10 protein-coding genes and 4 pseudogenes are annotated in these 15,334 nt (G+C 57.2%); 3 read left to right on the forward strand and 11 right to left on the reverse strand.

The window, feature by feature from the left end; genetic code table 11:
* Positions 1-71: 71 nt before the first annotated feature.
* Positions 72-359 (reverse strand): DUF3572 domain-containing protein, encoded by a 288-nt coding sequence (locus tag N8E89_RS15030; protein WP_112759966.1) that lies wholly within the window; start codon positions 357-359, stop codon positions 72-74.
* Positions 360-669: 310 nt separating this feature from the next.
* Between N8E89_RS15030 and N8E89_RS15035 the strand changes: the two are divergent.
* Both N8E89_RS15035 and N8E89_RS15040 read left to right on the forward strand, forming a co-directional pair.
* Positions 670-1,040 (forward strand): annotated as a pseudogene (locus tag N8E89_RS15035) (response regulator).
* A 24-nt stretch (positions 1,041-1,064) separates the two neighbouring features.
* Positions 1,065-2,444, forward strand: coding sequence for a PleD family two-component system response regulator (locus N8E89_RS15040; protein WP_112759898.1), 1,380 nt, complete (start codon positions 1,065-1,067; stop codon positions 2,442-2,444).
* 69 nt (positions 2,445-2,513) lie between these two features.
* Here the strand turns inward: N8E89_RS15040 and rpmG are convergent, their stop codons facing one another.
* The 6 genes and pseudogenes from rpmG to topA form a co-directional block, all read right to left on the reverse strand.
* Entirely contained in the window at positions 2,514-2,681 is a 168-nt protein-coding gene (gene rpmG, locus N8E89_RS15045; RefSeq protein ID WP_008122896.1) for a 50S ribosomal protein L33, read from the reverse strand.
* A gap of 798 nt (positions 2,682-3,479) precedes the next feature.
* Positions 3,480-4,657, reverse strand: a pseudogene (locus N8E89_RS15050) (MFS transporter).
* Positions 4,635-5,405, reverse strand: coding sequence for an NUDIX hydrolase (locus N8E89_RS15055; protein WP_262260394.1), 771 nt, complete (start codon positions 5,403-5,405; stop codon positions 4,635-4,637). The pseudogene N8E89_RS15050 and the gene N8E89_RS15055 overlap by 23 nt, the downstream one beginning before the upstream one ends.
* Before the next feature lie 4 nt (positions 5,406-5,409).
* Complete coding sequence (locus tag N8E89_RS15060; protein ID WP_410010381.1) at positions 5,410-5,868, reverse strand: DUF983 domain-containing protein; 459 nt, start codon at positions 5,866-5,868, stop codon at positions 5,410-5,412.
* Complete coding sequence (gene rnr / locus N8E89_RS15065; RefSeq protein WP_262261922.1) at positions 5,838-8,087, reverse strand: ribonuclease R; 2,250 nt, start codon at positions 8,085-8,087, stop codon at positions 5,838-5,840. The genes N8E89_RS15060 and rnr overlap by 31 nt, the downstream gene beginning before the upstream one ends.
* 95 nt (positions 8,088-8,182) lie before the next feature.
* Positions 8,183-10,789, reverse strand: a pseudogene (gene topA, locus N8E89_RS15070) (type I DNA topoisomerase).
* A gap of 327 nt (positions 10,790-11,116) precedes the next feature.
* Here topA and N8E89_RS15075 point away from each other — a divergent pair.
* Complete coding sequence (locus N8E89_RS15075; protein WP_106665059.1) at positions 11,117-11,317, forward strand: hypothetical protein; 201 nt, start codon at positions 11,117-11,119, stop codon at positions 11,315-11,317.
* Here N8E89_RS15075 and dprA read toward each other — a convergent pair.
* The 4 genes and pseudogenes from dprA to N8E89_RS15095 all read right to left on the reverse strand — a co-directional run bounded on the left by dprA (position 11,285) and on the right by N8E89_RS15095 (position 15,296).
* Positions 11,285-12,415: a DNA-processing protein DprA gene (dprA, locus tag N8E89_RS15080; RefSeq protein WP_262260397.1), complete on the reverse strand. Its 1,131-nt coding sequence runs from the start codon at positions 12,413-12,415 to the stop codon at positions 11,285-11,287. The two genes, N8E89_RS15075 and dprA, sit on opposite strands and share 33 nt — an antisense overlap.
* The gene (gene plsY, locus N8E89_RS15085) at positions 12,412-13,026 is read right to left on the reverse strand and encodes a glycerol-3-phosphate 1-O-acyltransferase PlsY (protein ID WP_106665061.1); all 615 of its coding nucleotides are present in this window, start codon (positions 13,024-13,026) and stop codon (positions 12,412-12,414) included. The genes dprA and plsY overlap by 4 nt, the downstream gene beginning before the upstream one ends.
* Positions 13,027-13,046: 20 nt before the next feature.
* A complete protein-coding gene (locus tag N8E89_RS15090) occupies positions 13,047-14,333 on the reverse strand; it encodes a dihydroorotase (RefSeq protein ID WP_112759893.1) in 1,287 nt (428 codons plus the stop codon).
* Positions 14,330-15,296: pseudogene (locus N8E89_RS15095) on the reverse strand (aspartate carbamoyltransferase catalytic subunit). Before N8E89_RS15095 ends, N8E89_RS15090 begins: the two are co-directional and overlap by 4 nt.
* Between the last annotated feature and the right edge of the window lie 38 nt (positions 15,297-15,334).

Genomic DNA, 15,334 nt, shown 5'->3' on the forward strand with positions numbered 1-15,334 from the left:
ATAAAAGGAACACGTTGACCCTAACGGAGCCGACTGACGCTTGCAATATCCTGTCGGGTTCTTTCAACCGTTCAATCGGATTCCTGCCTGCCACCAGGAAGCAGCCGCAGGGCCTCCTGGAAGACAGCAGGGTCTGTCCCGGTAGCATCGCAATAGCGCATCAATGTCGGCTCGTGCCCAAGGTAGAATTGGAGAACGCCCGCCAGAAATCCTGGTTCGCCGGCCGCTGCACGGATCTGATCGGCACTGATGCCGGTCAAGGCAAGAAAGCGGGAAAGCAATTCGCTGTCCGCGGCAAGAAACACCAGCGAATTGATTGCCAACGTATTGGCGTCATCGAGGTTGATATTATTCTTCACTTTGTCAGTCCATTCACGGTGGGCGCTGATTGCGGCAGCGCGCAACAACAATTGAATTTGATAATCTTACTCGTCTTTTTCCAGCCAAAAGCGCTACTGCTAGTTGAATATCATCAAAAGAAGATGTTCAATAAATCCTTGGTTAAACATGATCAGCGGCATTTCCTGATTGAGCTGAAGAGTTACCTTTTCATCAATCATCACAGGTTATCAAATACATCCATACAGTTGGGGCTGCCGCCTGACCCTTGTCCCCCGAATTCTGACAGGGTGGCGTGCGCCTTCAAGCATGATCAACAGGATATCGCCAATGGTAAAGAAAGTGATGATCGTCGAGGACAATGAGCTCAACATGAAGCTCTTCCGCGATCTTATTGAAGCCAGCGGCTACGAAACCATTCGCACTCGCAACGGGCTGGAAGCACTTGATCTTGCCCGGGAGCATCGGCCGGACCTCATTCTCATGGACATCCAGTTACCGGAAGTTTCGGGGCTGGAGGTTACCAAGTGGCTGAAGGCGGACGATGACCTGCACGTCATCCCGATCATCGCAGTCACGGCATTTGCGATGAAAGGCGATGAGGAACGTATCAGGCAGGGGGGTGCGAAGCCTACATCTCGAAACCGATATCGGTGCCAAAATTTATCGAAACCATAAAATCCTATCTTGGCGACGCTTGACCGTCAGTTTTACCGGAGTGAAATATGACGGCCCGCATACTTGTTGTTGATGATGTTCCTGCCAATGTGAAGCTGCTGGAAGCGCGGCTGAGCGCGGAATATTATGAAGTCGTGACCGCCATGGATGGTTATGCAGCGCTCGATATCTGCGAAAACAGCAATGTCGATGTGATTCTGCTCGATGTAATGATGCCTGGAATGGATGGGTTTGAAGTCTGCCGCAGACTGAAATCCAGGCCCTCCACCGCCCACATCCCGGTTATCCTTGTGACGGCACTGGATCAGGATTCTGACCGGATCACCGGCTTGAATTTCGGGGCAGACGATTTCTTGACCAAACCTGTGAACGACTTGCAACTTCTTGCACGCGTGAAGAGCCTTGTCCGGTTGAAAAACCTGACCGACGAGTTGCGGTTGCGCGTTGCGACAACCCGCGATGTCGGACTGGAGTCGATTCTGCGGTTTCCGGTGGACGGCACGGGGATTGCAAAGAATGCGCGCATCCTGCTGATCGATGAACGGCCTGAAAGCATCGAACGTATCCAGCGCATCCTCTCGGATGAAGGTATGGTCGACGTCCAGATCGATCCGCAAACGGGATTCTTTGATGCTATTCAAGGCAATCACGATTGTCTGATCATTTCCTCCAACTTTTCCGATTTCGATCCCCTGCGCATTTGTGCCCAATTGCGATCACTGGACAACACACGTTCGCTGCCGATCATCCTCGTGGCCGATCATGGCGAAGAAACGCTGATCAGGCGTGCCCTGGAACTTGGTGTGAACGACTATGTCGTAAGGCCGCTCAATCCGAACGAACTGCTGGCAAGATTGCGTACGCAATTGCGGCGCAAAGCGTACCATGACGGGTTGCGCGCCAGCGTCGTCAAGACGTACGAAATGGCGGTTACCGACAGTCTGACCGGGCTGCACAACCGGCTCTACCTTGAGACGCATCTCGCCACGCTGTTCAAGCGTGCCGTAGAGCGCCGGCGGCCGCTGTCGATTTTGATGACGGATATCGACCGCTTCAAGTTGATTAATGACAACCACGGTCATGATGGTGGCGATGAGGTTCTGCGCGAGTTTGCCCGCCGCCTGCGCCGCAATGTTCGCGGTAGTGACTTGGCCAGCCGCTATGGTGGCGAGGAGTTTTTCATTGTCATGCCTGACACCGATGCCACGCTTGCGGCTATTGTAGCGGAGCGGATCAGACGCGAAGTGGCATCGACGCAATTCATCATAAATCAAAGCGGGACGACCGTTCCAGTGACGATCAGCATCGGCATTGCCAGCGTTTTACCCAAGGAAGACAGCGTCCAGAATCTCCTCAAACGTGCTGACGAAGCTCTCTACGGGGCCAAAACCTCGGGCCGCAACAGGGTGGTTTCGGCCGCTGCCTGAATTGCAGCATTGGTCGCTGAATCAAAAATGCCGCCCGGAGGCGGCATTTTTGATTCAGGAGCACCAGGATTACTTGATCTTGGTTTCCTTGAATTCAACGTGCTTGCGTGCGACAGGGTCGTACTTGCGGAAGGACATCTTTTCCGTCTTGGTACGGCTGTTCTTGCTCGTAACATAGAAGAAACCGGTGTCAGCGGTCGACAGAAGCTTGATCTTGATATTCGCAGCCTTAGCCATTTTCAGTTTACCTGTTCTGATTATTGAGGACCGCTATTCAAGTCCAGCAACGTGGCCATAAGCGGAAATTCGGCCGGACATTTAACCGAACGGGGCCAAAAGTCAAGCTTCGGTCGGTTATCTCATGAATATAATCGGCCAAAACGATTCACCCAGCAATCCTGAGGGTGAAGACAAGCTCACGAGAGTTTGTAGCGATTCGATTCAACCCTGCGTTCGTTGCTGATCAGCTTAAATCGCGCCAAGAGTTGAACGGCAAGTTTGAAGGCTAGAGCAACGACACCGAGCCAGCCGGTGTATCGGGGGAGACAGGCTCCCCCGACTGCGGCAAGAGCCTTGCCTTCAACCTTGGAGATGAAACTATGCGGTACTTGCCGTTTAGTATCAGCCTTACTCTCAAAAGAACCCGGACTAGCTGGTCTATGGCAATCCGGTTTCACTTTCAGAAATAAGAAAGGGAGAGGCGGGCGTGAGCTCGCCTCTCCCTCCAGGGCCAATGTAACACTGTCCTGATTAATTCCAAGCGCGCTGCGGTTGCACGCTAGAGCATCGGACGGCAAATAGGACGCGTTCTGTCAGACGGAATTCGGGACAAGGTCAAGGGGTTTGGCGAGACCGATGCTTTTCATCGGGCGAAGCCCGAAGGATTTGGCCCGAATACACCCGGCCCTTCGGGTTTCCGGCTGGCGGCCACCCACTTTGTCAGGCGTCGTCGTCCGATGGAAAGACATCGGCCTCGCCACCTTCCGCGTGGATCGTCTCGCCATCCGAGAAACAGAACTGCGTCTTATTTACCTTCTAACCTCTGCGACTCACCAGCCGGGAGCCAACCAGGAGCGCGTAGGCCGCGAAGAATACCCCGAGAGCAACGGAAAAACCCGTTGGTCCCATCAAGTCCATGCCAATGCCCACGGCTTGCGGGCCAACAAGCATGCCGATTGCATAACAGAAGACGAAGGCGGCGTTGGCTGATGCGAGTTCGCGCCCGGTGAGTTGCGAACCGAGATGAGCGAGGCCCACCGTATAAAGGCCGGCAACGACACCGCCCCAGACGAAGAGCAGCGCGGCAACGAGATACCAGTTCCCGGAGATGAAAGGCAAAACGCACATGCCGGCAAGGCCGATCAAGGCGCAGGCGAGCAGGATCCTGCGCCGATCGTTGACGTGGTCGCTCAGGAGCCCGATCAGGAATCTGCAACAATACATTCCCGAGGCCAATCGTGGTGAGCAGCAGCGCTGCATTGGCCTCGCTGTAGCCGATACGCGAGCCAAAGACCGGGAAGAGCGCAAATCCCCCGGTTTCTACCGCACCGAATACGAAGACGGCCGCTGTCGCAGTGGGAACAGCCCATATGAACGGGGCGAATGGAACGTGCTCCTCCTCGTGAAAGTCGGGGCTCTCATTCCATGCAAAAAGCACGGGGAGCATGGCAAAGAGGATGATGCCAAAGCCAACGGCAAACGGCGTGATGCCAACGCTGCCGATCTGTGAGAATAGCCATGGTCCCAGCGCGAGATCCCATGGAAAGCACCGTGGCATAAATGCCGAGCACCAGTCCGCGTTTTTCCGGCGGGGCCGTTGCGTTGATCCAGTATTCCGACAGGATGAAGAGCATTGTCAGCGCGAAATGGAGGAAGACGCGCAGGACAACCCACATCCAGAAATCGGTGAAGAAATGAAATCCGACAAAGGAAAAGCCGCCGATGAGCAACATGGCGAGGAGTGTTGGGACGACACCGAATCGCGCAGCGATGGGAGCGGCGAAGGGAGCGGCCACGATGGAAGCGACGCCGGCAACTGCAGCATTGAGGCCAATCATCGTGGCCGAATGGCCACGGCTCTCGAGGATGACGCTTAGAAGCGGAATGCCAAGGCCGATGGCAACGCCAACGGAGCTGATAGTGGCAATGGCTGCGACAAGCGCGCGCCAGGAGGACCGGACGGTCGTCTGGTCAGACGTCTGCATTGCATCCATGAATCAAAAAACCTCTCGGACGAGATCGCCCATATTTCATGCGGTATTGGATAACGGCGTTGCCGGGTTCAAGGGAAGGATTCGCGGCCAGGGTCGCTTCTGCCTCGCGAATGATCATCCGGGTGATCTCGGGAATATCGAGCCGCACAGCCTCCCGAAATGGGAGCCAGGACAATTCTTCGAGCTCTTGCGATGGCCCGGTTGCCTCGGGCAAGGCGTCGGCCACGGCGTCGCGAAAGGCCAGGAAAAACCGGGTGTCGAATCGGCGCAATCCCCCAGGTGGCGTGGTGGCCCTGGCAAAATAGCGCAGCACTGAAAGATCCGGGTGGATGTTGCGCTGGACGAATGCGGCCCAATCGGGGTGCGCAATCGATGGACTATCGGAGTGCCGGCGGCCGAGAAACAGACCGGCTTCTTCGTAGGTTTCGCGGATCGCCGAAAGTGCAAGGGCGCGGCAGCGCTGGACGCTGGATCGACTGCCCATGCCCGTCAGCAGCTTTGTCTGGTCACTCTCGGAGAGTTCGGCGATAGCGGATATGCGACCGTCCGCGGCTTCGGTACGCCCGCCGGGAAATACGAATTTCCCCGGCATGAACACATGCCGCATATGCCGCTTTCCCATGAGAATCCGCAGTTCGCCCCCGGAGCGATCGACCAGCAGCAGCGATGCTGCATCGCGCGGCCTGATCCGCGCAAGCGCCTTGCTTGCTGAGTCAGGTGCCGATTTTCTCAGTCCGTTTACTGCCATGAGATCACTGGTCCGATGGCTCCAGTTCGTCGGCCTCGCCACCGAAACCATGCATGTAATTTGCCCATTGCAATCCAATAATCGCGCCCTTGACCGGCTGCAGAAGCGCTACCGACAGGAGGATCGTCAATGGTACCCAAATCGCCAGATGGGCCCAATTGGACAGCAAAAACACCGTTTCAACTGCCAGAAAGCCTCCAAGGACAATATGACCGACGATTGTGATGGTTATGTAAGCGGGAAAATCATCGGCTTGCTGATGGGTATAATCTTCGCCGCAGACGGCGCAATGATCGACAGATTTCACGAAGGCGCGAAACAGCTTGCCTTCACCACAATGCGGGCACCGGCTACGGAAACCCCGCCACATGGCTTGTCCGACCGGACGGACCGGCCTTGCCGGGGCGGTGTCTGCGCCAAATATCTGTACAGTCATCCTCTGCCTCGTCGCCCGCCGCGCGATACGCTGGATGGACGTTTCTGGTTTCCGCGTATGAAACGCTTTGCCTTGTGATGCGAGCGCACACCGCTGGGAACCGGGTGAGGCTCGGAGAGCATTTCGAACCGCAATGCGCCCGCTACTGGCAGTGCTTCGACCAGGCGAACCTCGACGATATCGCCAAGCCGAAAGCCTTTTCCGCTCCGTTCACCGGAAAGGGCGTGGTTGGTTTCGTCGTAATGATAGTAATCATCGCCCAAAGTTGAAATGGGAATAAATCCATCGGCACCATATGTCGCAAGCGACACGAAGAGTCCGGCCTTGGTGACACCCTGCACGCGGCCCTCAAAACTGGCTCCGACCTTATCTGCCAGGTAGTGGGCGATCAGGCGATCCACCGTGTCACGCTCGGCCGCCATGGCACGGCGTTCGGATGTGGAAATCAGCGCCGCAATCTCGGGAAGTGCCGCTTCTTCCTCCCGTGTGATGCCGTCAGGACCAAGTCCCAGTGCCGAAATCAGCGCGCGATGCACGATCAGATCGGCATAGCGCCGGATCGGCGAGGTGAAATGCGCATAGCGAAGGAGATTGAGGCCAAAATGGCCGATATTCTCCGGATTGTATTCTGCCTGCGATTGCGATCGGAGCACGACCTGGTTGACCAGTTCCTGCTGTTCGCTGCCCTCGACCCGCTTCAGGATATGATTGAACTGGTTGGGGCGCAGCTCCGCGCCGCGCGCCAAGGAAATGTCGAGCGTCCGCAGAAACTCCCGCAGCGTTTCCTGCTTGGCCAAGGATGGCGCATCATGGATGCGGAAGATCAGCGGCTGCTTCTTGCGCTCGAGCGTCTCCGCGGCGGCGACGTTGGCCTGGATCATGAACTCTTCGATGAGCTTGTGCGCATCGAGCCGGGGCGGGATCACGACCTTGTCGACTTTGCCCTCCGGCGTCAGCAATATTTTCTTTTCAGGGAGATCGAGTTCGAGCGGCTCGCGCGCATCGCGGCCACGCTTCAACGTCGAATAGGCCGCCCAGAGCGGCTTCAGGATCGTATCGAGGATCGGTGCGGTCTTCTCGTCGTTCACCCCATCGATCGCCGCCTGCGCTTGCGGATAGGCGAGACGCGCATGGGACCGCATCATGACGCGGTGGAAGCTGTGCGAAATCTTGCGGCCCTCGGCATTGAAAATCATCCGGACGGCAAGGGCAGGGCGATCCACCAGCTCCTTCAACGAGCACAGGTCGTTGGAAATGCGCTCTGGCAGCATCGGCACCACTCGATCCGGGAAGTACACCGAATTACCGCGCTTCAATGCTTCGCGATCAAGTTGAGAACCCGGCGTCACATAGGCTGCGACATCGGCGATGGCGACTGTGGCGATGAACCCGCCAGGGTTCTTTTCGTCAGGATCAGGCTCCGCATAGACCGCGTCGTCGTGGTCTTTGGCATCCGCCGGATCGATCGTCACCAGCGGAACATGGCGCCAATCCTCACGGTGGGCCATGGTTGCAGGCTTGGCCTTCTCCGCTTCCGCGATAACGCTGTCGGGAAACACATGCGGGATCTCGTGTTCGTGGATCGCGATCATCGACAGCGCTTTTTCACTCGCCACCGAGCCAACCACCTGGGTGATCCGTCCCAATGCCAGGCCGTAACGACTGACCTTCAAGACCTCGACTTCGACCAGGTCATTGGCCTTGGCATTGTTCAGCTGATTGGGGTCGATGGACAGTGCAACCTGCCGCCGCTCAACGGGTTCGAGCTGCCATTCACCATTGTCGAGCTTGCGCAAGACGCCAAGGACCGCATCCTTCCGATGTTCGATCCGCTTGATGACACGCGCCGTATAGGCTGGACCGGACGGATCAGCGCCGTGAAAAATGCGCGCCAGCACCCGGTCACCAACGCCCGCCGTCGGGCCCTTCTGGTTACGCGAGGCGCGGATGAAAACGACAGGCGGACGCTCCTGATGATTGGCGTCCCATTCCGCGGGCTTGGCGACCAGCCCGCCATCACCCTCACGCCCAGTGATATCCAACACCGCAACGCTGGGAAGGCTGCCCGGAATGGAGTGCCGTTTGGCCCGCTTCTCGACGAGGCCGTCATCGGCGAGATCGCGCAGAATGTCCTTCAGTACAATCCGTGCCTCGCCCTTCAGATTGAAGGCTTTTGCTATGTCCCGTTTGCCGGCGAGATCAGGATTCTCCTTGATGAACTGGAGAATTTCGTCACGTCCCGGCATGTAGGATTCACGGTTCGGAGCTGCAGAATTGGCAGGCCGCTTTTTTCCGTTGGGTGGAGAGATACGGCGTGCCAATCGAGTTATCCTTAACTTGCTTATTTGGTTGCGGTTTTTTTCGCAGCGGGTTTTTTGGCGGCCGGCTTCCTGGCCGCTACCGCTTTTTTGGCGGGCGCCTTCTTGGTGCCTTTGGAGCCTGCCTTTTCGGCGATCATAGCAAGAGCTTCCTCCACGGTCACCACCGCCGGATCCTTGCCCTTCGGAAGCGTCGCGTTGACCTTGCCCCAATTGACATAAGGTCCGTATTTACCATCGCGCACTGTTATAACGCCGCCATCCGGATGTTCGCCGAGCTCTTTGAGAGCTGCAGGTGTACCCCCCTGCCACGTCCCGGTCCCTTCGCCTGCTTGTCGGCAAGCACCGTAACAGCACGGTTGAGGCCGATGGAAAACACGTCTTCTGCATTCTCCAGATTGGCGTATGCGCCATCATGGGTGATGTATGGGCCATAGCGCCCGATCCCCGCCGAGATCATCTTGGTTGTTTCCGGATGCTGGCCGACATCACGCGGCAGCGACAGAAGTGCCAACGCCTTTTCGTGATCGATCGTGTCGAGCGTCCACCCCTTGGGCAGGCTGGCACGCTTGGCTTCCTTGCCTTCGCCACGTTGAATATAAGGGCCGAACCGGCCACTACGTGCAGTGATGGCTTCATCGGTGTAGGGGTCTTTTCCGAGCAGCTTCGGTTCATCCCCGCCGTTGCCATTTTCGTTGGCAGCTTCGCTTCCGCCAAGCTGGCGCGTAAACTTGCATTCCGGATAGTTCGAACAGCCAACGAAGGCGCCATACTTGCCCAGCTTCAGCGACAGGTTGCCGGTGCCGCACACCTGACAGATGCGTGGATCGCTGCCGTCCTCGCGCGGCGGAAAGACCAGCGGTCCAAGCTGGTCATTCAATGCATCCAGCACGTTGGTGACGCGCAGTTCCTTGATTCCATCGACAGAACCGAAGAAATCGGTCCAGAAAGCCCGCAGAACATCCTTCCACTTGAGCTTTCCATCGGAGATCTCGTCGAGTTTTTCTTCAAGATCAGCCGTGAAATCATATTCAACATAGCGTTTGAAGAAGCTTTCCAGGAATGCGATGACCAGACGGCCTTTGGCTTCCGGAATGAGCTTGCGCTTGTCGATGGTTATATATTCGCGGTCACGAAGGGTCGCGAGTGTCGATGCGTAGGTCGAAGGACGGCCGATGCCGAGCTCTTCCATCTTTTTAATGAGTGTGGCCTCCGAATAGCGCGGCGGCGGTTCAGTGGAATGCTGTGTGGCATTGATCTTTTCACGGGCAAGCGCCTCGCCGGCACGAATCTCCGGAAGACGGGCGCTGTCTTCATCGACATCCTCTTCCTCGCGATGGTCCGTGTAGGCCCCGAGGAAACCGTCAAATCGGACAACGGAACCCGTGGCACGCAGTTGCGCAAGACGCGAGCCGTTCTGTGCGTCAATATCCACGGTGGTTCGCTCGATATCGGCAGATTGCATCTGGCTGGCAATCGCCCGCTTCCATATCAGCTCGTAAAGTCGAGCCTGATCCGCATCAAGAAACTTGCGCATGTCCTTGGGATGTCTATTGAAATCCGTTGGGCGAGATCGCTTCGTGAGCCTCCTGGGCGTTTTTCGCTTTGGTTGCGTAGAACCGCGGTTTCTCCGGGACATATTTTTCACCAAAGACCTTGCCGATTGTCTGGCGCGCGGCCTGCACGGCTTCCGGCGCCATCTGAACGCCATCGGTACGCATATAGGTGATCAAGCCCGCGGTTTCGGTGCCAAGATCCATCCCTTCGTACAGCTTTTGCGCGATCTGCATGGTTCGTGAGGCGGAAAAGCCGAGCTGACCCGAGGCGGCCTGCTGCAAACTCGACGTGGTGAATGGAGGCCCAGGACTGCGCTTGATCGGCTTTGCTTCAACAGATGCTGCCTTGAACGACGCACCTTCCAGCATGGCGCGAATTTCGCCTGCCTGTTCACCATTCTTGATCTCAAGCTTGCCGAGCTTCCTGCCATCGACAGAAATGAGGCGCGCCTCGAAATTGTCATTGCGCGGGGTCCTTAGAAGCGCGGCAATGTTCCAGTATTCTTCGCGGATGAATCGTTCGATTTCCGCTTCGCGGTCGGCGACAAGTCGCAAAGCCACCGATTGGACACGCCCGGCGGAGCGTGCTCCGGGCAATTTGCGCCAGAGCACGGGCGACAGCGTGAACCCGAAGAGATAGTCCAGAGCACGTCGCGCCAGGTAGGCATCGACCAGCGGCATATCGATGTCACGGGGATTGGCCATGGCATCAAGCACTGCGCCTTTGGTGATCGCATTGAAAACCACGCGCTTGACCGGCTTCTTGCCGATCGCCTTCTTCTGCTGAAGAACTTCCAGCACATGCCACGAAATTGCTTCACCCTCGCGATCCGGATCGGTTGCGAGAATGAGACCATCGCTGTCCTTCAAAGCCTTGACGATGTCACCGAGGCGCTTCGATGAAGCCGAGTCGACCTCCCACGACATCGAGAAATCATCGTCGGGGCGCACCGAGCCATCTTTGGCCGGCAGGTCGCGCACATGGCCGAACGAGGCCAGGACCGTATAGCCTGAACCGAGATACTTGTTGATTGTTTTGGCCTTGGCAGGCGATTCAACGACGACAACGTTCATTACAGATTTGAGCTTTCCTGCCCTTGTCAGATTACAAAAGCACTAATTTTAGTTCGGAACAGGCCTGTGAAATGAACAGGCTTCGGCACAACGTCAAGGTCTACACGCCAAAAATCGTGAATTGCAACCGTAGGTTGCTCTACGGAGATATGCAATTAATGGTATTTTTCTATCGGGTTCAAGGGTATAGTCGAGATCATGGCGAGTCATTTCTCGTTTACACATATAGAGTATAAAAAACAGGAGCTTAAGTAGGCATAAATTAAGCAATTTCAGGTCAAAGTATAGCGCATATTTTCTATAAAAATTTATATTGAGGATGAAATTATGAGCGAGAGTCAAATCAATCGGATTGAAAGCGCAAGATTTATTCAGCAAATGCTGGGCGAGTTACGCGCAATGGCCAAGACAAACCGGTTGGAGATGTTGGCCTATCTTATAGAGATCGCATATATTGAAAGCAGTGACCAGCTGCGCAAGGAAATTGGTGCTGGTTCAGGCATAAGTCAGCGAAACGTGTCCGCCTGAATGACGCTGCAAACGCCCGGCGAGATCAAGTTCGAGCAGAATCAGCATTACCATTGAGGGGTGCAATTCGCTGGTGCGGATCAGCTCATCGATTTCGACAGGAACGGGGCCGAGCAAGTTGACGATCCGGTCCCGATCAGTTTCATCGGGCGGATTGATGGCGGGGAAATCAGTCTCCGGCGCGAGAAAGGCAAGATCATCGAAGACCGGCCGTTCGACGAGCGGCGTCAGGGCCATCACTATGTCTTGAGTACACGTGGTCACGATCGCCCCGTTCTTCAGCAGCCCATTTGTGCCCTTCGCCCTTGGATCAAGCGGCGATCCGGGGACAGCAAAGACGAGACGGCCAAGTTCACCGGCGAGTCGTGCGCTGATCAGCGAGCCCGAGCGCTCGGCCGCTTCAACGACAACCAATCCCAATGACAGCGCAGCGATGATCCGGTTACGCCGGGGAAAATCCTTGGCGCGAGGTTCCCACCCAAATGGCATTTCACTGATGACTGCGCCATTCCGGTCACTTATTGCCCTGTAGAGATTGAGATTTTCTGGCGGGTAGGGCAGGTCGAGCCCTCCGGCCATGACTGCCACGGTTCCGTGATCGAGGCCCGCTTCATGGGCCGCGGTGTCTATTCCACGAGCGAGGCCGGAAATAATGGAATATCCCGCTTCGCCAAGTTCCCGCGCAATTGTTCGCGCGAATTTGATACCGACCAGTGAGGCGTTCCGTGCACCCACAATGGCGACCGGCGGAAGCCGGAAAACCTCAGGATTCCCCTTCACCGCCACCAATGGCGGAGGGTTGTCGGACTGCCGGAGATACTGTGGGTAGTCCGGTTCGCCGATGCCTATGAAGACGGCACCCATTCGGCTGGCTACCTGCATCTCACGTTCAGCGTCTTCAAGACTTGCTATGCGGATAGGGCGTCCGGCACCACGTCTCACAAGTTCCGGCAGCATTTGCAAAGCGTCGCCGGCAGAGCCGCAATGGGCGATCAGGTCGCGAAACGTGGCGGGACCGACATTCTCGCTGCGGATCAATCTCAGCCAGCTCAGTCGCTGGCTGTCAGAAAGGCGTATGCCCTTCCTTTCTTCATTCATCCTTTGGCGCCGATCTTACCCTCGGTGCCGGAAACAAGCCGTTCAATGTTGGCTCGATGCTTGATGAAGACGATGATGGTCAGCACGAAGAAAAGTGCTGCGATCTGATGAACGCCGATAATATAAAGAGTAACCGGAACAATGACGGCCGCGACGAGGGCGGCAAGCGACGAATAGCGTGTCGTGTAGGCCACGATCAGCCAGACAGCGCCGAAGACCAACGCGCCCTGCCAGAACAGGCCGAGCAGCACGCCAAGATAGGTCGCAACGCCCTTACCGCCCTTGAACTTCAACCAGACCGGAAAGATGTGCCCGAGAAAAGCACCAAAGCCCGCGACGATTGCCGCTTCCGGGCTGACAATCCCGGCAATCAGCACCGCTGCAGTACCCTTCAGCATATCAAGCAGAAGCGTTGCCGCCGCCAGTTTCTTGTTGCCGGTGCGCAGAACATTGGTCGCGCCAATATTGCCGGAACCGATGCTGCGCACATCGCCCAGTCCGGCCATGCGGGTCAGAATCAGGCCAAAGGGGATCGAGCCGAGCATGTAGCCGAAAACGAGCGCAAACAGGAGAAGCGGAAATCCTGCTTGCCCATTGAAGAAATCCGACATGCATCGTCCCCTTGGTATTTTCAGATGGTGAAGACTGATTTTCCTGCAACAAATGTCTGAACAACGCGGCCTTGAAAACGCGCGCCCTCAAAACAGCTGTTCTTGGAACGCGACCGTAAATCTTCTTCGTTCACAACCCATGGTTCGTCAAGATCGACTATGGTCATATCCGCCTTCGAGCCCGGGCGTAAAGAACCTGCATCCAGGCCGAAAATCCTGGCTGGTGCGCTAGACATCGCCTCGACGATGCGGAGCAATGGAACGTCGCCGTTGTGATAGAGTCTGAGCGCGGCACCAAGCAATGTTTCAAGGCCGATGGCGCCTGCCGCCGCGTCGGCGAAGGGCAGGCGTTTCGTATCGACGTCTTGTGGATCGTGCGCGGACACAATGATGTCGATAGTGCCGTCGCGAAGCGCTTCCACCATGGCGAGGCGGTCTTCCTCGAGCCGCAGCGGCGGCTGCAGCCGGAAGAAGGTCCGGAATTCGCCAATGTCGTTTTCATTGAGCGAAAGGTGATTGATCGACACCCCGGCGGTGACGTTCAAACCGTTATGCTTGGCACGCGAAATGACCTCAGCCGACATGTCGGTCGAAATCTGTGCCGCGTGGTAGGCACCCTGGGTCAGCGCGGCGAGCCGCATATCGCGCTCGAGCGGAATGACTTCGGCTTCGCGCGGCGTGCCGGAAAGGCCGAGCCAGCTGGCATAGAGGCCTTCGTTCATCACGCCGGTGATGCCGAGATGAGCATCCTGTGCCTCATGCGCCAGCACCACGCCAAAATCACGGGCGTAGGTGAGGGCGCGGCGCATGAGCTGCGTGTTGGCAATGGAGTTGCGGCCTTCGGTGATCGCAACGGCACCGGCTTCGCGGAGCAGTCCGATCTCGGTCATTTCCTCGCCAAGCAGCCCTTTGGTGACCGCCGCTGCCGGATAGACATTGACCACCGCCGTATCGCGCGCTGTGCGCATGACGAATTCGACGAGTGCCACGTTGTCGATGACGGGGTCGGTGTCCGGCATCATGATCATCGACGTGACACCGCCCGCGGCGGCTGCGTGGCTGGCGGAGGCGATGGTTTCGCGGTGTTCCGCGCCCGGTTCACCAATGAAGACGCGCGCATCGACCAGGCCGGGCAGGACCGCCTTGCCCTGGCAGTCAATGATGGTTGCCCCTTCGGGCACGCCCTGATTGCGGACATCGGCCCCGCTGGCAACGATCTTGTCTTGTCTGATGATCAGCGTACCGAGTTCATCAAGGTTGCGCGAGGGGTCGACGATGCGGGCATTCTGCAGAACGGTGGCGCTCATCCGGCAACTCCTTCCGCATTGCGGCGCGGATCGAGCAGCGCTTCCATGACCGCCATACGCACGGCTACACCCATCTCTACCTGTTCCTGGATGACACTCTGGACACCGTCCGCCACGTCCGAAGCGATCTCGACGCCGCGGTTCATCGGACCCGGGTGCATCACGATGGCGTCGGGCTTGGCGTGTTTGAGTTTTTCCCGGTCGAGACCATGGTAGCGGAAATATTCACGCACCGAGGGGACGAAAGAGCCTGCCATGCGCTCGCGCTGCAGGCGCAGCATCATCACCACATCGGCGTCTTTCAGCCCGTCCTCCATCTTGTGGAAGACTTCGGCACCCATATGTGAAATGCCGGCCGGGAGCAGCGTGGAGGGGGCAACCACCCGCACGCGCGCGCCGAGCGCATTGAGCAAGATGATATTCGACCGCGCGACACGTGAGTGCAAAACGTCGCCGCAGATAGCAACTGTCAGCCGCTCGACCTTGCCCTTGGCCCTGCGGATCGTCAGTGCATCGAGCAGCGCCTGTGTGGGGTGTTCATGCGCACCGTCGCCGGCATTGACCACGGAGCAGCCGACCTTTTGTGCCAGCAGAGCCGCGGCACCCGCCGAACCATGCCGGATGATCAAAATGTCCGGCCGCATGGCGTTGAGCGTCATGGCCGTGTCGATCAGCGTTTCGCCCTTCTTGACCGAAGAATTGCCCACCGACATGTTCATTACGTCGGCGCCAAGGCGTTTGCCGGCAAGCTCGAAGGATGATTGCGTTCGGGTCGAGGCTTCGAAGAACAGATTGATCTGGGTGCGGCCGCGCAAGGTGGTTTTTTTTCTTCTCGGACTGGCGCGAAACCGCAATCTCGCTTTCGGCGAGGTCAAGCAGTTGAACAATGTCTTGAGGAGAAAGGCCCTTGATGCCAAGCAAGTGGCGGTGGGGAAACAGAAGGGGGGATGTTTCTGATGTCATATCAAGTCCCCCCTATAGGCTTCAACCCGCCGCCTCGC

This window comes from Phyllobacterium sp. A18/5-2, from assembly GCF_025452215.1.
Classification (GTDB): domain Bacteria; phylum Pseudomonadota; class Alphaproteobacteria; order Rhizobiales; family Rhizobiaceae; genus Phyllobacterium; species Phyllobacterium sophorae.